This is a genomic window from Siminovitchia terrae (assembly GCF_003605405.2).
Lineage (GTDB): Bacteria > Bacillota > Bacilli > Bacillales > Bacillaceae_C > Siminovitchia > Siminovitchia terrae.
This window is the reverse complement of sequence record NZ_QYTW02000027.1, coordinates 54,499-74,626: the sequence shown is the minus strand read 5'-3', so window position 1 is coordinate 74,626 and position 20,128 is coordinate 54,499. Positions and strand designations below refer to the sequence as shown.

Annotated in this window: 13 protein-coding genes and 2 tRNA genes; 5 read left to right on the top strand and 10 right to left on the bottom strand. The window is 40.2% G+C overall.

The window, feature by feature from the left end; genetic code table 11:
* Positions 1–79: 79 nt before the first annotated feature.
* Positions 80–349 (bottom strand): hypothetical protein, encoded by a 270-nt coding sequence (locus tag D5F11_RS20570; RefSeq protein WP_120117993.1) that lies wholly within the window; start codon positions 347–349, stop codon positions 80–82.
* 18 nt (positions 350–367) lie between these two features.
* A complete protein-coding gene (locus tag D5F11_RS20565; RefSeq protein WP_425470880.1) occupies positions 368–1,333 on the bottom strand; it encodes an alpha/beta hydrolase in 966 nt (321 codons plus the stop codon).
* A gap of 195 nt (positions 1,334–1,528) precedes the next feature.
* Here D5F11_RS20565 and D5F11_RS20560 point away from each other — a divergent pair, with 195 nt between their 5' ends.
* From D5F11_RS20560 to D5F11_RS20540, 5 genes are all read left to right on the top strand, one after another.
* Positions 1,529–2,833 carry a homoserine dehydrogenase gene (locus D5F11_RS20560; protein WP_120117991.1) on the top strand — a complete coding sequence of 435 codons (1,305 nt, stop codon included), beginning with the start codon at positions 1,529–1,531 and terminating at the stop codon, positions 2,831–2,833.
* On the top strand, positions 2,830–3,891 hold the full coding sequence (thrC, locus tag D5F11_RS20555; protein WP_120117990.1) for a threonine synthase: 1,062 nt from the start codon (positions 2,830–2,832) through the stop codon (positions 3,889–3,891). Before D5F11_RS20560 ends, thrC begins: the two co-directional genes overlap by 4 nt.
* Positions 3,888–4,799: a homoserine kinase gene (gene thrB, locus D5F11_RS20550; protein WP_120117989.1), complete on the top strand. Its 912-nt coding sequence runs from the start codon at positions 3,888–3,890 to the stop codon at positions 4,797–4,799. Before thrC ends, thrB begins: the two co-directional genes overlap by 4 nt.
* 116 nt (positions 4,800–4,915) lie before the next feature.
* Positions 4,916–4,988: transfer RNA gene (locus tag D5F11_RS20545), tRNA-Thr, on the top strand.
* Positions 4,989–5,028: 40 nt separating this feature from the next.
* A tRNA-Ser gene (locus D5F11_RS20540) sits at positions 5,029–5,116 on the top strand.
* Positions 5,117–5,340: 224 nt separating this feature from the next.
* Here the strand turns inward: D5F11_RS20540 and D5F11_RS20535 are convergent.
* The 8 genes from D5F11_RS20535 to D5F11_RS20505 form a co-directional block, all read right to left on the bottom strand.
* Complete coding sequence (locus D5F11_RS20535; protein WP_120117988.1) at positions 5,341–6,141, bottom strand: FixH family protein; 801 nt, start codon at positions 6,139–6,141, stop codon at positions 5,341–5,343.
* Between the two features lie 83 nt (positions 6,142–6,224).
* A complete protein-coding gene (locus tag D5F11_RS20530; RefSeq protein ID WP_120117987.1) occupies positions 6,225–7,628 on the bottom strand; it encodes a sensor histidine kinase in 1,404 nt (467 codons plus the stop codon).
* A complete protein-coding gene (locus tag D5F11_RS20525) occupies positions 7,625–8,299 on the bottom strand; it encodes a response regulator transcription factor (protein WP_120117986.1) in 675 nt (224 codons plus the stop codon). The genes D5F11_RS20530 and D5F11_RS20525 overlap by 4 nt, the downstream gene beginning before the upstream one ends.
* Positions 8,299–9,264 carry a WD40 repeat domain-containing protein gene (locus D5F11_RS20520; RefSeq protein WP_120117985.1) on the bottom strand — a complete coding sequence of 322 codons (966 nt, stop codon included), beginning with the start codon at positions 9,262–9,264 and terminating at the stop codon, positions 8,299–8,301. The genes D5F11_RS20525 and D5F11_RS20520 overlap by 1 nt, the downstream gene beginning before the upstream one ends.
* A gap of 836 nt (positions 9,265–10,100) precedes the next feature.
* On the bottom strand, positions 10,101–11,231 hold the full coding sequence (locus tag D5F11_RS20515) for a response regulator (protein ID WP_120117984.1): 1,131 nt from the start codon (positions 11,229–11,231) through the stop codon (positions 10,101–10,103).
* 589 nt (positions 11,232–11,820) lie between these two features.
* Positions 11,821–11,979, bottom strand: coding sequence for a hypothetical protein (locus D5F11_RS26840; protein WP_185830822.1), 159 nt, complete (start codon positions 11,977–11,979; stop codon positions 11,821–11,823).
* Positions 11,980–12,094: 115 nt separating this feature from the next.
* On the bottom strand, positions 12,095–13,084 hold the full coding sequence (locus D5F11_RS20510) for a Cna B-type domain-containing protein (RefSeq protein ID WP_126646646.1): 990 nt from the start codon (positions 13,082–13,084) through the stop codon (positions 12,095–12,097).
* Positions 13,047–19,667 (bottom strand): Cna B-type domain-containing protein, encoded by a 6,621-nt coding sequence (locus tag D5F11_RS20505; protein WP_126646645.1) that lies wholly within the window; start codon positions 19,665–19,667, stop codon positions 13,047–13,049. The genes D5F11_RS20510 and D5F11_RS20505 overlap by 38 nt, the downstream gene beginning before the upstream one ends.
* Positions 19,668–20,128: the final 461 nt, after the last annotated feature.

Here is a 20,128-nt window from a genome sequence, read left to right as displayed (position 1 = left end):
CCCACTGAATGGAATACCAATAGGCATTCATCTCACCATTTACAGAAGTGGGAGACTTCTGCTGAATGAGGTTAAATATTTAATCCAATTCGTACAGTTCAATGTCATTAACCTTTTTTATTTTATTTTTTTCTGCATCATATTCGTATATCATCATATACTCCCCATCTGTAATAATTCCAAAACGTCCGTCACCTAATTGGATCACGTTTTGTTGCGGGTCGCCTTCAAAATCATAATTTGGATAATTCACACTGACATCCGAGTTACCACCGCTTATCAAGGTGACAATTACCAAAACAATCAATGTAATCCGGATTCTTCTCAGTTCCCTTGCCTGATCTTCCAAACACGTTCACTCATTTCTTTATTTTTTCACTCCTGCCAGCGCATCATCCAAAAACCCTTTGACCTCTTCAACGTATTCTTTAGAATTCTGCTCAAAGGATTTGACATGGCCCTTTCCTTCTGTCAACCACAAAGTGAAATGCTCCGGATCTTTCTTCACCATCATTTCGCTTTCTGTATAAGGAATTGATTCATCTCCTTTATTATGGATAAAAAGAATAGGCCTTGGTGATATTTTATCCAGTACGCTAATTGGGCTTGCCTCTTCCAGATCAATGTCAGCCATCATTGGTATGATGGTTAATATTAAAGGCGTGAATGGAAAATTCGGCAAATCGGTCCATACTGGCATGTTGACCTTTAAATAATCATGCAGGTCGCTAAAAGGACTGTCAGCAACGACAGCAATGACAGCTTCCGAATCAGCCGCCGCCAAAATTGAAGTGGAGGCCCCCATTGATATTCCCAATAATCCAACAGGTTCTTCATAATTTGCGGTCGTCCAGTCAATAGCTCCGATTAAATCAAGTTTTTCTTTTACTCCGACCGTTGTCATCTCTCCTTCCGATTCCCCGGCATAGCGAAAATCGAACATGATGACACGATAGCCGTCAGCAAGTAAATTGCTCGCCAGCGGCAGAAACGGAATATTCTCTTCATAGCGATTTCCTTTGTAGCCATGGGCGAAAATCACGTTCATTTTCGCCGGAACAGATGGCTCAAGCACCCAACCGGAAAGTTTTGTTTCTTCATCTTTGCTCATGAACTCAATATCTTTATATGCCATTTCATAATCGCTTGGCAGAACCTCAATCTCTTTTTTCACAGGCTTTGTCAAATTCGTCCCAACAAATACGGAAATTCCGATACAAGCGGCAAAACCCAATAAAATGATGATGATTCCAGCAGTCCATACGATTTTCTTGTTGATCCATGTACCCGGCCTCTTCCGAGTGACAGGTGAGCTGTTCATTGGTTCCAGCATCATCGGACTCCTCCTCATATTTTACGTCTAACATATATTATTTCGAGAAAAATATTTGAATTCCTCTTTCTCCTTGTCACATTCTTGTCAAAAGAAGCAAATAGCCTTTAAAAAACCTTGACTTTTAACGCCGTAATGTCTACTATATAAAAACAAATGTACTTTATAGATAGACAGAAAGGTGAGGAAATTGTAATGAAGAAAGACTATGTATCTATCGGATTATTAGGTTTAGGAACTGTTGGTTCCGGTGTCGTTCAGTTGGTTGAAAATCACCAGGATGAGCTGGTTCACCAACTCGGCTGCGGTGTTAAAGTAAAAAGCATTCTTGTGCGGAACACAGAAAAAGAAAGAGACATTCAAATTGGCCAGACATTCCTCACCTCCAACCCAGATGATGTGCTCCAGGACCCAGAAATCGATCTTGTCGTTGAAGTGATGGGCGGAATTGAAGAAGCTAAAGAACATATCACAAAGGCTATCCAGGCTAAAAAAAATGTCGTTACTGCGAATAAAGATCTGATTGCACTTCATGGACCCGAATTGCAAAAAGCAGCCGTAGAAAACGGCGTTGACCTGTTTTACGAAGCGAGCGTCGGCGGCGGTATCCCTATTTTGCGCGGATTAACCGAGGGTTTGGTATCAGACCGCCTGAAAAAAGTGATGGGTATCGTCAACGGTACAACAAATTATATTTTAACTAAAATGGAAGAGGAAGGTCAGTCCTATGAGACTGCATTAAAAAAGGCTCAGGAGCTTGGATTTGCCGAAGCTGACCCGACTGCGGATGTAGAAGGACTAGATGCAGCCAGAAAAATGGCGATCCTTGCAAGACTTGCTTTTTCTACAAGTGTAGCGCTTGATGACGTCGAAGTAGAAGGTATCAGCAAGCTATCCCTTGAGGACCTGCATTACGGACAAAAGCTCGGCTATTCTATGAAACTGATCGGTTTTGCCCAAGTGGATGACCATAAAGTGGAAGTGACTGTTCAGCCGACATTTTTATCCAAGAGCCATCCGCTCTCCTCTGTCAAAAACGAATATAATGCCATTTATGTGCAAGGTGAAGCAGTTGGTGAAACAATGTTCTACGGACCAGGTGCAGGAAGCTTGCCAACAGCTACAGCAGTGATGGCTGACGTCGTAGCGGTCATTAAAAATCTGCTTCTAGGTGTGAATGGAAAAAGCGCTGTAGCCCCAAGGTATGAAAGTGTGTTAAAATCTCCTAAGGAACGTTTTGGACAATTCTATTTCAGGCTTCATTTGGCAGACGAAGTTGGCGCATTTTCACAAATCACCACTTTGTTTAACGAGTTGGGGATCAGTTTCGAAAAAATCCTGCAAACTCCACTCAACAAAGGAGAATTGGCTGAAATCATCATTGTTACACACACAGTTTCCTTGGAAAACTTCCAAGAAGCCTTAATGAAGCTTAGAGATTTGTCAGTTGTAAAAGACGTAATCAGTTATTATCGTGTAGAGGGGAATGGAGAAAAATGAACTGGCCGGGCCTGATCTCACATTATCAATCTTATTTGCCTGTGACAGAAAAAACACCAAGATTAACACTTCAGGAGGGTAATACTCCTTTAGTACATCTGGCCCATTTATCTGAAGAATTGGGAATTGAGCTGTACGCAAAAGTAGAAGGAGCCAATCCTACCGGATCATTTAAAGACCGTGGAATGGTCATGGCTGTGGCAAAAGCTGTTGAGGATGGAAGCAAATCAATCATTTGTGCCTCAACTGGAAATACATCTGCTGCCGCCGCCGCCTATGCAGCCAAAGCCGGAATCAGAGCGATCATCGTTATTCCGAACGGAAAAGTTGCACTTGGCAAATTGGCGCAGGCAATGATGTACGGAGCAGAAATCGTTGAAATAGAAGGCAACTTTGATGAAGCTTTGACAATGGTCCGCAAAATCAGTGAAACAGCACCTGTTACACTCGTTAACTCTGTTAATCCTTACCGGATTGAAGGACAGAAAACAGCTGCGTTTGAAATTTGCGACCAGCTTGGCGCTGCTCCAGATATTTTGGCGATCCCTGTGGGAAATGCCGGAAACATAAGCGCCTATTGGAAAGGTTTCAAGGAATACAACGAAGAGAAGCAGACTGGACTTCCTAAAATGTACGGTTTCGAAGCCGAAGGAGCCGCTGCGATTGTAAAAGGTGAACCGATCGCTCAGCCTGAAACAGTGGCAACTGCCATCCGGATCGGAAATCCTGCTAGCTGGAATCTCGCGGTTGCAGCTAGAGATGAATCCGAAGGAAAAATCGAGTCTGTGACTGATGAGGAAATTCTAGAAGCTTTTCAACTGATTGCCCGCAGAGAAGGCGTGTTCGCTGAACCAGGATCATGCGCTTCTATCGCCGGAGTATTGCAACAGGTGAAAAACGGCAGTATCAAAAAAGGAAGCAAAGTAGTTGCAGTATTAACGGGCAACGGATTGAAGGACCCGCAAACTGCCATTTCTCAAATCGAGTACAACCCTGTTGTTCTTCCAAATGATGAAAATGTCATTATAGACTATATTAAAGGCGTGGTTAGTGAATGAACGGATTCACTATCACTGTTCCGGCAAGCACCGCAAATATCGGCCCGGGATTCGATTCTGTCGGATTGTCTCTGAACCGTTACTTGACATTGCACGTCCAAAACAGTGACGAATGGGTATTTGAGCATCACTCAAAACATCTTCCTTCAGCAGGAGCAGCCCAAGACCACTTTATTTACCAAATGGCGGAAAGGATGGCTTCGGAGTGTGAGGCCGTCCTTCCTCCTTGTAAAGTGGTTGTTGAAAGTGAAATCCCATTGGCCCGCGGTATGGGGAGCAGCGCCTCCGCAGTTGTAGCTGGGATTGAGCTAGCCAACCAACTTTGCCGGCTGGAACTGACCCCAGAGGAAAAATTGGAGTGGGCCACAAAATTTGAAGGCCATCCAGATAATGTTGCTCCGGCCCTGCTCGGTGGATTGATTGTCACTGCAGAAACAAAGCAGACAGACAAAGTGGAGTATTTTCAAACAGACAAACTAAACATGGATCTTGTCCTATATATTCCGAACTTCGAACTGAAGACAGAAACTGCCAGGAAAGTTCTTCCTGAAACGTTCAGCCGTGCGGATGCAACCGCTGCAAGCGGAATTGGGAATGTCATGATTGCAGGACTTCTTTCCGGCAATTATGAGCTTGCAGGCAGAATGATGGAAGCCGATCTCTTCCATGAGCCATATCGCGCTTCCTTAATTCCAAACTATGAGAAAATTCGTCGGGCTGCAAAGGAAATGGGAGCATACGGCACAGTCATAAGCGGTGCAGGACCAACAATGATATCCTTTGCTCCAAAAGGAACCGGGGAATCAATCGTAAAGGGAATGCAGGCAATACTGCCGGATTATTCCGTTGAATTGATGGAGGCAGATCGGACCGGCCTCCGTGTTGAGGAACTGCAGGTTCAGAAATAAAGGCTGCGGTCCAGGTGATGAGGCATCACCTGGACCGTTTTTTATCGAACGCTGCCTATAAAAAACTTCTGGAAAAATTAACACATATATATTAATATTTTTTATAATTTTTCTATGCTGGTGTAGCACAGTTGATAGTGCACGTCACTCGTAATGACGGGGCCGCTGGTTCAAGTTCTGTCACCAGCATTTGAACGAACGATTATGATGCAATAATCATTTTCTATTTGGAGAAGTACCAAGCCCGGCTGAAGGGGATGCACTCGAAATGCATTGGGGCGGGAACCGCCGCGTGGGTTCGAATCCCATCTTCTCCGTCATTTCAAAAGCGAAAGCGCCTTTTCCTGTACAGCAGCCTTAGAACGCGACATCCTGTCGCTTCCTATACGTCGGAGCCGAGTTTGACTTATCTATAAGAAGAGGGCAAAGTCTGCTAGTCGATAGGCACTGGAACTAAACATATCTTAATAACCGATCGTTTTATAATTTCCCTAATCACAAAAAGGAACGTCCACTTCATTCACGTGAACGTTCCTTTTCGTTATTTTACCTCAATTTCATGTTCTTCATGTTCATGCAAGCCTTCATCATTCTCTACATGCACTTGAACTTTGTATTTCCCAGACTCTTTAAATTCATAATGTCCGGTGTATTCTCCAGCTTGGGACTCTTTCGCATCCACAAACTCGTGTTTATCAGAACCATCATTCCAAATTTCAAAGCGCACACGGGCAGCTTCCATAGGTTTGTTCTCAAGTTCAAGATGAGCCATAAGCTCGATTTTCTTTCCAGCTTCTACGTTCTTTGGTTCCATGAAGTGCATGCTGAAACCCTCGGCATGTTGGTGCTCGTCGTGATCATCTCCATCATGCTGGTCATGCTCGCTATGCTCTGCATGCTCCCCATGATCATGGTCACCTTCTTCATCAGCAGTCCCTTCACCAACGGTGACTGTTTTTTTAGGCATGGTGTGTAATCCTCTTGCAGTTACATGAACCTGAACAATATACACACCATCGGTATCAAAAGACTTCTCAGCTTCGTATGTGCCGTCTTTGTTATTTTTCGATTTGATCATTTCACTGTCTTCTTTATTTTCTTCTTCCCATATTTCAAATTCTACTTCGTCGGCATCTGCCACTTTTTCATCACCCTGCGTTACAGTCACTTTTAAAGGCACAGCTTCACCAACATTTGCTGTCTCCTGCACTTCCAACTCTGCATCAATAGATTTAGGAATATCGTCTTCTTTTACTTCTTCTACTTCATTTCCAGTCTTTCCGCAAGCAGCCAATACTAGAACGAACAGTCCAATCATTATAGGCCATAGTCTTTTTTTCATACATTTCCCCTCCAAAAACAAAAATCTTTCTATATACACTGTACATCCATATTGTGTGAAACACGTGAAATCAGCGTAGCCAATTATTGAAAAGTATCAGGAATAATTGGCAAGCTGATGTAAACAGTTGTACCTTTTCCATATTCACTCTCAAGATGAAATGATCCGCCATGCAGCTTCGCCAAGCTTTCCACAATAGGGAGCCCCAGTCCGGTTCCCCCTTCTTTCCTTGTTCTAGCTTTATTCACCCGGTAGAAGCGTTCCTTGATTTTTTTCAAATCTTCAACTGGTATCCCTTGACCAGTATCCGTTATCGTAATAAGAGCAAATGCTTCATCCTTCAATGTCAAGGAAACCGTTATTGTCCCGCTCTTTTCTGTATGCCTGATGGCATTATCAAGCAAATTCAAAACCATCTGCTCCAAACGTCCTTCATCCACTTCAGCAATCAAATCATAGTTTAGCTTACACTCAAGATGAACCCCTTTCTGGGACACACGTTGTTTCACTTTCTCTATCGATTCCTCAATTGTTTGTGCAAGCGGAGTAGGCATCTTATTCAAAGTGAATTCCTTAGACTCGAACTTCGCCAAATCTAACAAGTCTTCAACTAGGCGCTCCATCCTGGCTGCCTCACGTAAAATGATCCGGTTGTATTTTTCTCTGTCTTCCGGCGCGGCTACCCCCGTTTGAACCGCCTCCGCATATCCTTTAATAAAGCTTAACGGTGTTCTAAGTTCGTGTGAAACATTTGCAAGAAACTCTTTTTTCTTTTCATCTTCCTTTTGAATGGATTCAGCCATTTCATTGAATGTATGAGCAAGCTGGCCAATTTCATCATCAGGATAGTCGGCTACCCTTACAGACAAATTGCCCCCCGACAAATCCTTGGCAGCAGTCTGCATCTCTTTCAATGGACGAATCGCCCTTTTCAACCACTTATTCCCCATCGTCAAAGCAATTAGCAGAAATAGAATAGCGCCGCCAAACCAATAAGCAGAATAATGGAGTATCATTTCACTCAAATTAGCCAACGGATAATACAAGTAAATGACGCCTTCCAGCCTTTTTCCATCTAAAAGGGGAATAATAACCGAAATGACATCGCGATCCAGACGCTCAACATGCCCTTTTTTATAAACAGCTTCGCCCTTCAACAGTGTTTCTCGATCCTCACCACTGATCAGCGCTTGGTAATCCACTTCAAATGGAAGACACATACTCAATTCACGCGGGTTTTGCACAGCGAAGACTTCAAACTGGGACTTCTCTCCAAACCAGTTCACTTCATCTATAAACGATTCCGTTACCGCCCCTCCATCATAAGAATAGGCAAGACGTCTCCCAGTATCAAGCATTTCCGTTTTGAGGCTATTTACATACAGCCTTTCATATAAGAAATAGGAGAAAAATGAAGCATATAAAGTGGACACCGTAAACGCAAGCAACAGAGCCATTGACATTTTTCGAGACAGGCCCATTTTCATTTTGGCACCACAAATTTATAGCCACAGCCCCAAACGGTTTGAATATAACGTCCGGCATCCGCCCCAACCTTCATCCGAAGCGTTTTTATATGGGTATCAACGGTTCGCAATCCTCCCTGGTAAGCGATATCCCATACCTTTTCAAGCAGGGCTTCTCGTGAAAATACTTTGTTCGGATGTTTCATCATGACTTTTAATAGTTCAAACTCTTTGAAAGTCAATTGGATTTCATTCCTGTCAATAGTGAGCTTTCTTTGGTCCTCATCCAACTTAAAGGAGCCATACTCCATAGATGACCTGCTTTGATTGAACTTGCTTCTCCTTAGTACCGCATCAATCCTTGCCACAAGCTCACCTGGTGAAAATGGCTTGACTATATAATCGTCCGCCCCCATCCCCAGGCCCTTCACCTTATCCCATTCCTCTCCCTTTGCAGATAAAAATATGATGGGAACATCGCTATTTTCACGGATTTTTCCGCATATCTCAAATCCATCCATTACGGGGAGCATAATATCAAGTAAAATAAGGTCCGGCTCTTCTTTTAAAAATTCATCTTGGAGCTGATCATATCCATCAGCTTCAGATGTCCGAAAACCGGAATTTTGCAAGTACATGGAGATCAGATCTCGCATCTCTTCTTCATCATCCACGATCAACACATGTACCATCATTTCACCTTCTCACGTGTAAAAATAACAAACGGCCCTTTACCAACATCGACAGCTCTTTCAATATCAAGTGTTTCAGGGTTGATCCAATACAGTTTTTCGCTGTCAAAACCTGTTACGATAAGCTTTCCGTTAAACGAATCAATCGCAAAAGGATTAGCCCCTACTTCGGTCTTTTTAATCAGTTCTTTATTGGAATTATATTGATACAGCATATTTGTGCCATGACTTAGGGCATATATTCCCTTATCATTTTCAAAAAAGTCGACCGGCATTAGAGGGGCAGGAATTTCTTTCTTCAGAGTCCCTGTTTCAAGAGAGTACACAGAAATGGCCGACTGGGGTTCGTCCCCTTTTCCATGTCCTCCAATCCAAATTTCCTTTTCTCGTAGGAGCATCCCTGCTGTAGATGCAGGAATTTTGAACTCCCTCTCAATTTCATGATTCCTTAGGTTGATGACTGAAAGCATAGCCCCTTTGAATGAAGCAACATACAACTTTTCTTCATCCGTCTCCATCACCATCGGATATTCCGCTGTTTTTACATTTTGAGTTTCTTTACCGTTTTCATCAAAAAAACGGACTTGGTTTTGGACTTTGTCGGCAAAAGCGAATTCAGAGTGCGATTCCAAATAAAGGACATTTGATATGCCTTTTCCGCACTTAAAACTCTTTTTTAAAGAACCGTCCTTCAGAGAATAAAAGTCAACTTCCTCAATTTCCGGACCATATAAGATCAATGTATCTCCATCAGGCAGGAGAGTCGCGCCAGTATATGGCTTTTTCAATTCCCATCGTGCAAACTTCTCACCGTCTGAATTTAAAAAATCAATACTGAAATCTCCCACATTCAAAGTAGCTGTAAATAATTGCCCTTCATCAATCGGCTGCTGTTTCTTTTCCAGGCAGCCTGATAGGATGAAGAAACAGGCCAGCAAGATAAAAGTCAAGCGGAGTTTTCCCATCTTCTCACCTTCATTTTAATACATGTTACGCATTACTATAAGCATAACTCAAAAGTGTGTGATTTTAATGAAGTGAGTATGTATTTTCTAGGTTTTTTGTCGGCTTCATCTGTTTAGGCTGCATCTAGATTATCTGTCAATTGGCAAGGGGTTTCCGTATATGGGATACCAACGAATGGCCCCGAACATACCATGGATATCCCTTTTAGCGTAAATTGGAACAACTGGCTTCTGTGTCAGTTTGCAAAGCACATACTAAAAATACTTGGATATCTTTCTGTTGCATCGGCATCATTACGATATTTTTTGAAATGGAAGAAAGTGTTATCGAACAAAGGGAGTTGTTGGAGTTGCAAACGGGTTTTTAGGCAAGCTTTCCTGGGGGTTAGTTAATGTGTTCCCGGCGTCGCCGCGGGTGCGAGCAACTTTTCACCATCTTTATTATCATATTTAAGGAAACAACCCGATTTTAGGCATCTTTTCCAAGAAACCAGTCTGCCGATGTTTATTTCAATCTATTTGTCAGGGGACACGACTATATTGACAGGTTGCAGAATCAAAGAACTACTGATTTAAGGAGCAGTTGAAGACTTAGCTCCAATCCCAAACACAGCCTTACTTCTTGTACAACACACTTTTTTCGCTGGGAGATTGACAGAGGCCGGATAAAATCTTTATTACAAGAGTTCGGCAACTATTTGTAATAAAGCTTCCTACATTTAGATGTGATGAGGACAAAAACCTATAAAATGAATAAACCGCATGAAATCAAATTGTAAAAACCTTGATTTCACGCGGTTTTTTCATGATTTGGCTAAAATCATTCGGTTTTAGCCTCATACTTTGTTCCCTCTCCAGCTTAGATACCATTCCGAAATTTCCGAGCCAGGTTCTGTACCATACTCTTCCAGAAGCATATCTGTAAGTCTACTATATTGCTGCTCTACAAAGTGACGTTCACCAAGCAGATCATATAATTGCATAAGCATAAAATAGCTTTCCTCACTATAAGGGTTCAACGCCTGCATACGTTGACAAATAAGGAGTGCTTTCGTATATTCCTTTTTTTGAATCAGCATTTCGATCGTTTGTTGTGTGTAATAGAGCCATAAAACCCTTAGGCGTTCGCGCTCACTCTCCGCCCACAGATAGCTTTCCTTTTCCAGATAATCTCCACCGTATAAGTCCAATAATTGTTGGACAATTGTAAGGTCAGGATTGCCATCATTTATCATTACTTCTAGTTTTTCGAACTCATCTACATCAATCTTAATTTGCTGCATATCAAGTATATAACTATGATCACGACTAATTATTTTGATGTTAAAGCCGATTGAAGCCAGCGTCTTTCGGATTTGATAAATAGCCGCGTATAGCTGTGCAAAGCCCTTCTCCAATTCCGATTCCGGCCAGAATAATTCAATTAATACTTCTTTTCTCACGGGTTTCCGGCGGTTATGAATAAGAAAAGCAAACACTTCTTTTGCCTTGGATGTCCGCCAATGAACCTTAATATTTTCTGGTTCATCTCCCCTTAAAGTGAACTGCAGCGTCTGAAAGCAACAAATCATTCCGGAACGGTTGCTTATTCTTTTTTTCATATGAATATTTTTTAATGGTTTAAGCCTATTAATTGTTTCCGTCAGTCGTTTTTTATGAACAGGTTTCATGACATAATCTACAGCATTCAATTCAAAGGCTTTGACAGCATACTCATCATATGCGGTCACAAATACAATATGTATATTCGGGCAATGGTTCTGAATCTCCTCAGCTAGTTTAATTCCAGTGATTGTGGGCATCTCAATATCAAGAAAAACAGCATCCGGCTGCTCTTTTATGATTGCCTTAAGTCCTTCCGTTGGATTAAGATATTTTCCTACAACCTTTAACCCATCAATGTCTAAAAGGATCTTTTTCATATGCTCAAGCGCTAGAGGCTCATCATCAATTAAGATCACTCTCATGTTGCTTACCACCTTTAATTGTGTTTCGGTATTTCCCACAAACAAATTCTACAAAAAATATAGTTGATTTGAAGCATTGATAATTTGAATGTTCAGAAACTGAAAGGCCAGCTTTTAGGCTTGGCATAAATGATATAGCGATAGGAGCATCGCCTATTTACCTGAGCGTTTAATACCTCATCTTTGGTATCAGGACGAATGACAGTCATCATCAAATGAGCCTTGGCGTATTTGCACCCAGATTTTATCGAGCTTAAGCTCGATAAATTCCCTCTGAAAATCTGTGACATCCGCCGGAGGCTTTAACTTTATTCTGCCGGGGGTTGAACCCCCACTGAATAGAATACCAATAGGCATTCATCTCACCACTTACTGAAGTGGGAGACTTCTGCTGAATGAAGTTAACAGCACATTCGATTTCAATTTTTCAAGGATCCTATAAACTGTATCCTCACTTTAAGCATTTCGTCAATTTCCAGTTCTCCAAGCTGGTGGAAATAATTGGTTAGTTCTACCAGCCCTTTAAGGCGATCATATTCTGAGCACTTAATTACATCTTACACTATATTACAAATCATTTACATTTTTTTCATTCATAAACAAATGCGCCTTGGCGTATTTGCGCCCAGATTTTATCGAGCTCAGCTCGATAAATTCCCTCTGAAAATCTGTGGCATCCGCCGGAGGCTTTAACTTTATTCAGCTGGGGTTTGAACCCCCGCTGAATGGAATACCAATAGGCATTCATCTCACCACTTACTGAAGTGGGAGACTTCTGCTGAATGAAGTTAAATTGTATTTTAATATTATATTATAACGAAAAAACTTCCACATACTAGATTTGTATGTGGAAGTTTTTTAAATTATTGCTGCCTTTTGCGACTAATACGTGCAACCAATAAGCCCGCAAGGAGCAGTATGATACCTGCTAATGCATAATTGAATAGTGTTGTTGCCGTATTAGGCAGTTTAGAACCATTTTGGCCGTTTTGATCATTTTGACCAGATTGATCTGGTTTTTTATGAGTTTCACCTGGTTTTTCCGGATTAGTTGGTTTACCATCGACTGGTTTTTCAGGATCTTCTGGAGTTGTCGAAGGTATTGCTTTATTCTCCACAATCAAGGTTAATGTCTCCTCTTGGCTTTTCTCGATTGTGAAAGAAATTGGTTCCTTAAGCTTTTCATACCCTTCCGGAGCTTTTGTTTCGATAAATTGATAATCTCCTGGTTTCAATCCTAGTACTGACAGTTTACCAGATTGATCTGTTGTTAAGCCTCCTTGAAGCATTTTCCCCTCTTTATCCTGAAGCTCGAATTCAGCACCAGCCAAAGTAAGCTTGTGATCGTCCTTGTCGACCTTGGTTAGTTGAACCCCGCCAAGAATCAATTTGTTCGTGATGTCATAACCGGAAACAATTGATTCATAGCCTTTGACAACATGTTCCTTCACTGTATAAGTATAAGCTTTTCCTTCTCCATCATACTTCTCCAAGTCGGTAAAGCTATACTTCCAGTCAGTATCAGCTGTCACTTCTTTTGTCTCGATTACCTTACCATTTTGAAAGAGATCAACTTTGATCATTTCCGGACGGTCTTTGAAATGATCATCTTCCCATGTCTTAGTCCCTTCCACGGAGGTTTTGCCTACACGTACGTTTGTAATATCGTATCCATCGATAGTTGTTTCATAACCTTTAATCGCTTCTTCTTTTACAGTGTACTCGTATGCTACTCCGTCTTCATCATATGCTTCTAGATTTTTGAACTCATATGTCCAATCATCATCTGCTGTGACTTCAGCTGTATCAATTACATCACCATTTTGAAGAAGATTGACGGTGATATGGNTCATATGCTTCTAGATTTTTGAACTCATATGTCCAATCATCATCTGCTGTGACTTCAGCTGTATCAATTACATCACCATTTTGAAGAAGATTGACGGTGATATGGTCTGGACGATCTTTTGAGTTATCATCCTTCCAGCCTTTTGTTACGGTAACAGAGGTTTTTTCAGATCTGGTGTTCGTGATGTCAAAGCCATCCACTTCTGATTTGTATCCTGGAACACCCTGCTCTTTTACAGCGTACTCGTATGCTTTTCCTTCTTCATCATATTTATCCAGGTCTGTGAAGCTGTATTTCCAATCTGATTTTGCTGTCACTTCTTGTGTAGTAAATACAACACCATTTTGAAGGAGGTTCACTTTAATCATTTCCGGACGATCTTTGGAGTTATCGTCCTTCCATGCTTTCGTACCTTCCACGGATGTTTTGCCTATACGGACGTTTGTGATGTCGTAGCCATCCACCGTTGATTGATAGCCTTCTACAGGCTGCTCTTTAATTGTGTATTCATAGGCTGCACCATTTTTGTCAAATTCGTCCAAGTCGGTAAAGCTGTACTTCCAACTAGTGCCAGCTGTCACTTCTTTTGTGTCGATGACTTGCTCATTTTGCAGAAGGTCCACTTTGATCATTTCTGGACGATCTTTGGAATTATCGTCTTTCCACGTCTTCATACCTTCTGCGGATGTTTTGCCGACTCGCAGGTTGGTGATGTTATAGCCGTCAACAGCTGATTGATAACCTTTTACAGGCTGCTCTTTCACACTGTATTCATACGCTTTACCTTCTTCATCATACCTGTCTAAATCGGTAAAGCTGTACTTCCAATCAGTATCGGCCGTGACTTCTTGCGTGGCAATTACTTTACCATTTTGCAGGAGATCAACTTTAATCATTTCCGGACGGTCTTTGGAATTATCGTCTTTCCATGTCTTCATACCTTCTACGGATGTTTTGCCGACTCGCAAGTTGGTAATGTCAAAACCATCTACAGTTGATTGGTACCCCTTTACTGTTTCTTCTTTAACTGTGTACGTATATTCTTTACCTTCTTCATCATATTTTTCTAAATCGGCAAAGCTATATTTCCAACCAGTCTCTTCTGTAACCTCAGCTGTTTTAATGACTTCACCGTTTTGAAGAAGATTGACTTTGATCATTTCCGGACGGTCTTTGGAGTTGTCGTCTTTCCATGTCTTATTACCTTCCACAGAGGTTTTGCCTACACGTACGTTTGTAATATCGTATCCATCGACGGTTGTTTCATAACCTTTAATCGCTTCTTCTTTTACAGTGTACTCGTATGCTACTCCGTCTTCATCATATGCTTCTAGACCTTTGAACTCATAGGTCCAATCATCATCTGCTGTGACTTCAGCTGTATCAATTACCTCACCATTTTGAAGAAGGTTCACTTTAATCGACTCTGGACGATCTTTTGAGTTATCATCCTTCCAGCCTTTTGTTACGGTAACAGAGGTTTTTTCAGATCTGGTATTCGTGATGTCAAAGCCGTCCACTTCTGATTTATATCCAGGAACACCTTGCTCTTTTACAGCGTACTCGTATGCTTTTCCTTCTTCATCATATTTATCCAAGTTTGTGAAGCTGTATTTCCACTCAGAATCAACTGTGACTTCCTGTGTAGCAAATACAACACCATTTTGAAGGAGGTTCACTTTAATCATTTCCGGACGATCTTTAGAGTTATCGTCTTTCCATGTTTTCGTTCCTTCCACGGAGGTTTTGCCGACACGAACGTTCGTGATATCATAACCTTTGACTGTTGATTTATAGCCTTTTACAGGCTCCTCTTCTACAGTGTACTCGTACACTCTACCATTTTCATCAAATTCATCTAAGTCGGCAAAGCTGTACTTCCAGTTGTCCTTAGCTGTTACTTCCTTGGATTCTATTATCTTTCCATTTTGAAGTAACTTAACAGTTATGAACTCTGGACGGTCTTCAGCATTATCATCTTTCCATGTCTTCGTCCCAGACACTTCAGTTTTTCCAACACGGAGGTTTGTGACGTCGTAGCCATCCACTGTTGATTGGTATTTTTCTACAGACTGCTCTTTAATTGTGTATTCATAGGCTGCACCATTTTTATCGTACTTGTCTAAGTCAGTAAAGCTATATTTCCAACCATCAGCGTCTGTGACTTCTTTCGTGTCAATAACTTTGCCGTTTTGAAGGAGGTCAATTTTGATCATTTCCGGACGATCTTTGGAGTTATCGTCTTTCCATGTCTTCACACCTTCTACGGATGTTTTACCGATACGCAAGTTCGCAATGTTGAATCCATCTACAGTTGATTGGTAACCATCTACTGTTTCTTCTTCAACTGTATACGTATATTCTTTACCTTCTTCATCATACTTCTCTAAATCTGTGAAACTGTATCTCCAGTTATCAGCTTCTGTGACTTCTTTGGAGTCTTTTATCTCTCCATTTCTAAGTAAGTTAACTTCGATAGACTTGGGGCGATCTTCTGAATCTCCATCTTTCCATGTCTTCACACCAGAAATGTCCATCAATTCAATGTTGACGATATTGTTGCCATCAACTTTTGAGAGGTATCCTTCAACCGGAACTTCTTTGATTGTATAGGTAATTTCATCACCATTTTCATCATACTTCCGTAAATCTTTAAATGTGTATTTCCAGCCATTGTCAGCTGTAACTTTTTTTTCTGAAACAATCTTATCGCCATTTAACACTTGAACTGTGATAGATTTCGGGCGTTTTTCTTCTGAATTGCTATCAATCCATTTTTTCTCTCCAGAAACATCAACAACTGCATCGTTATCAATTGTAATTTCTGCTGTTTTCCCGATTTCAACCTTGATATCACTTAATTTAGTAGCAATTTTATATCCTTTAGGCGCTTGAATCTCTTCTACCTTATACTCTCCGAAAGGTACTTCTGCTTCTGCAACACCTTGTTCATTCGTTGTTAGCTTGAATTTCTGGTTTGTTTCAATATTAGTTATCCGGAAGATTGCATTTGCTAATGCCTCTTTTGTTACTGCGTCTTTCTTTACAATTTTAGCTGTACCTTTTTGACGTTCATTAACAATTTTCTCTGTTTTGATTCCTTCTGGCATCTTATCATAATCAAGCTTAATCTTTAATGGTGTTTCGGCTAAATAGCCCGTTGGCACAGTCTCTTCTAGAGTATAATCGCCGTATTTAAGGCCAGTCCAGTGAAGCTTTCCTTCAGCATTTGTGCTTCCTTCACGAACAACAATTTCTTTATTACCAACGACTGTTTTTAATACGAAGGCGACGTCCTCCAATGGTTTGTTCGAACCGGCTTCGACTTTTTCAAGGATAAGCTCTCCTGTTCCGCCTTGAGTAGGGCCACCGCCTGAGCTGACTTTTACCTCGACCGACTCTACTTTCTCAGTCGCTCCGACTACCTCTCCGTTTGAGTTGACCTTTGCATTATTTGTAATTTTTGATGTTTCCTGAGCTAAAATATACGAAGAATACTTGACAATGTATGTGTCTGATTTTTCTCCAGGAATTTTCAACCCAAATTTGTTGCCATCAAATGTTATTTCATAATCTTCTCCAGCAACTAAAGGCTCATTAGATCCCTCTTTTGTAACCTTTATCGAATCTTCCAGTAAAACCTGTACACTCTCATCGCCTAAGTCATCCGTTACAACGATATCTTTTAACTTAGACTTTGATTTATTAACGACGATTTCCCAATCAATCGTCCAATCTTCTTTATTATGCACACCTTTTTTCTCTAAAAACTCTCCTTGATGAGGCAGCGTAACATGTGCTTTTAGGTTATGTTCTTCCCCTTCACGTGGGATAAACTGCGCTGTGTTTTCATATTTTTCATTACTATTATAGATACCATCTTCATCGATGGTTTTAAACACTATACGATAGCTTTGATCTATTTCACCTAAATTAATCTGAATTTCATCGTTATCAGTGGTTATTGCGAGGTTTTCTGTTACATCGTCTCCAACTGATATTCCACCTTTTTTATCTATAGTCGTTTTATACACTTTAAATGAGCCATCTACTAATTTTTGGTTATCAGCAATTTTATCAAGGAACTCCGCATTTTCTAGGCTTAACTGGTTGTAGTTCACATCAACAGTCCAGGTAATTTCTTTTGTCTCATTATCTACTGAACCGTTCTTGACACCATTATTTTTCGTTTGATGATTTGGATCGACTTTATCTCCAATTTCAAGTTCGTAGTCCTTCCCATCACTTGTTTTATAGGACAAGTGTAGACCATTCGTAAAGTTTGGTTTTTCTTTGTCTTTGCCAAAATCATACGTAAACTTCGTTTGATACGTGATGGTGTAAGCTTCGGTAATATGACCAAAGTCAATCTCAAAACCTTCTTTGTCCGCATCTATAGTAGGTACCACACCCTCTTTTGCAGGCGTAATCTTAATGGAATTTTCTACTAGTTTTTGACCAGACCCGGAAAAGTCATCTGTTAAAACGAAGTTGTGCAAATTCTGGTTATCTCCATTTACTGTAATGGTCCAGTCGATCGTTTGATCTTTATAATTGATTTCACCATGGCCTTTTCTCCCAACTTGCTGGTAAACACCTTGGCTGCTTTCCGCTGTCTTCCCATTTAATAATACTTCATTCGTTATCGTTCCATCATGTGTAATATAAGCTCCATCTTTGACTTTCGTTTTGTATTTGAAAATAAAAGCTTTGTTGGTATCTGCCTTTAACGTGTATGTTATTTTATTTCCAACTATATTTATTTCAAATAAATCCTCTGGTGCAATTGAAGTACTTCCCACCGAACCATCGTTGTTAAAAGAGTCCACTTGTTTAATGTCGATATTTTTAATTTCAAATATATCGTTTAAGGCTTTGTCACCGACTGTAAATGTGAACTCATCTGTAATCGTTTCTCCTGCTTTTAATGCTTTTTCATTAAAATTCGCATTTACTGTCCACTCGACGGAACGATCACCTTTATTAAATGAACTTGATGTTTTTTCAAGTGATTTTGGACGGGAAACGGATACGGATGTACCTGCTTCGGCGTCATCTTTATTATCCGAAACTAGCTTTGCTGTATTATGATACGTAGTTGCGCCTTCTTTATCCTTTTCATCTTCTTTGATTTTTGTTCTAAATGTAAGTTTATATGCTTTATTTGTATCGCCTAATTCTAATTCTAGTAGTTCTTTACTAGAATTGTTTTCAAAGTCAACTGTACCGTCTTTTTCTTTTACTATAGTTCCTTTTAAATCTACTTCTACTTCCTTTAATACAATGGAATCAATAATTAATTCTTGACCTGCTAATATCGGATCTTGAATGATGGCATTTTTTAACGAGTCCCTTGTTGTGTTCACAATGACAGTCCATTCAATCTCTTCTGCATTAAATGATCCACCAAGCGGTTGACCCGATTTAGCAATCGCTTGACCATGCTCCGGTTTTACATTTACTGGGATTTCTGCGATTACTTCATTATTCACTTTAAATTCTAGAATATTTTCTGTCGTTATGATGTTTTGTTTGTTCAATTCTGTTTGAACGTAGAAATGACCGCGAACATTCGGTACCTTTTCAATATTTTCATTAAAAGTGAATTGGACCTTACCATCTAAGCTTACTTTATATGTTCCAAATTCCGTTTCCCCATCTGTTAACACATTACTGATCTCATTATAAATAGCCAGTTGTTCAGGTAATTGTAACTCGAATGTATCACCTGCAATATACTCATGGTTATTAGGTAATGCCCAATCAAATTCTACTCTTAAATTTTCCTCTGAATTAATCATTTCTCCATCTTGAATTGCTGACTCATCAGCCTTTTTTAAAACGAGTGATCCATCTATGATAATATTTTCTTCGATTGGTTTCGGAGCACGTTTTTCCCCCTCATTTAACACTTGCGTTTGAGAATCTGATTTCTTTTCTTTAATGGACGTTTCTTCCGCTGATGTTCCTTCTGTCTCAGCTTTTGAATGGTCTTCCTCAGCTACTTCTGCAGCCTGGTCCAGCTCATCTTCCGATTGTGGATCCTCTGATTCTGATTCATTGTCTGTTTGGAAAGAAACATGAATAACTTTTTCTTGTTGATTCAAGGTAAAAGGAATCGCTACTTTTTCATCAGCAGCTATGACTTCTTTATTAAAATTGACTTGAAGTGTCAACGTACCTTCGGCATTAACATCTGCTTTCTCATTAAAAGCGAATGTCACGTGTCCATCGGCAGAAACATTGTAAGTACCGATTTCTTCATTCCCAGATGTCAACAGCTTTTCGTCTTGTGCTTTTGGAATCACTTCTGAAGGAAGCATATATGAATAGGTATCCCCTTCACTCACCTCCATATCCGCTAAAGACCAATCGAAATTCAAATTCACCTGCTCATCTATGTTCAGCTGATTAACTGAATTTTGGTCTGCGTCTATAATTGTCCCTTGTTCGTCTGTTATTGTTACATTAGTAAATATACTCTGTTCTAGTTCTTTCGCTACTGCCGTAAGCGGGACGGACGAACTTAAGACTGTGTGTGAGACTAGGACAAATATAAAAGTGATCAAACCAATCTTTCTTCTCATTTCAATATTCTCCTCCCATGTTTATTTTTCACATTGCCATACTGTCGCCTAACTGCTGATAAACAAATCCCTCCTTTTGACCTATTAGTTATCAAATTTTTTAAGTATCTTTTTCAAACTGAACATTTTCTCAACAAATAGGTATTATGAACTGATAAACTGAACAAAATCTGTACATTTAAACCTATAAAAGAGCTTTTTAACAAAAATGGCGCTTTCATTTATAAAAAACTGTTGATTTTTATTCTGTTTTTGTCGATTTTTGTCGAATTATATTTTTGTCTCCAAACTTAGAAAGGGTTTACAGAAGCTAACATGAATATCTGGTTCAGAAAATGTAAAGACGAAGGTGCTATGATTCTAATAAAAGAATCTAGTTTATGCGGGAGAGGATTGTATGAAAAGACAACAAATAAATATACGAATATCGCAAGAACTAAAAGAGGAGTTTTATTCATACT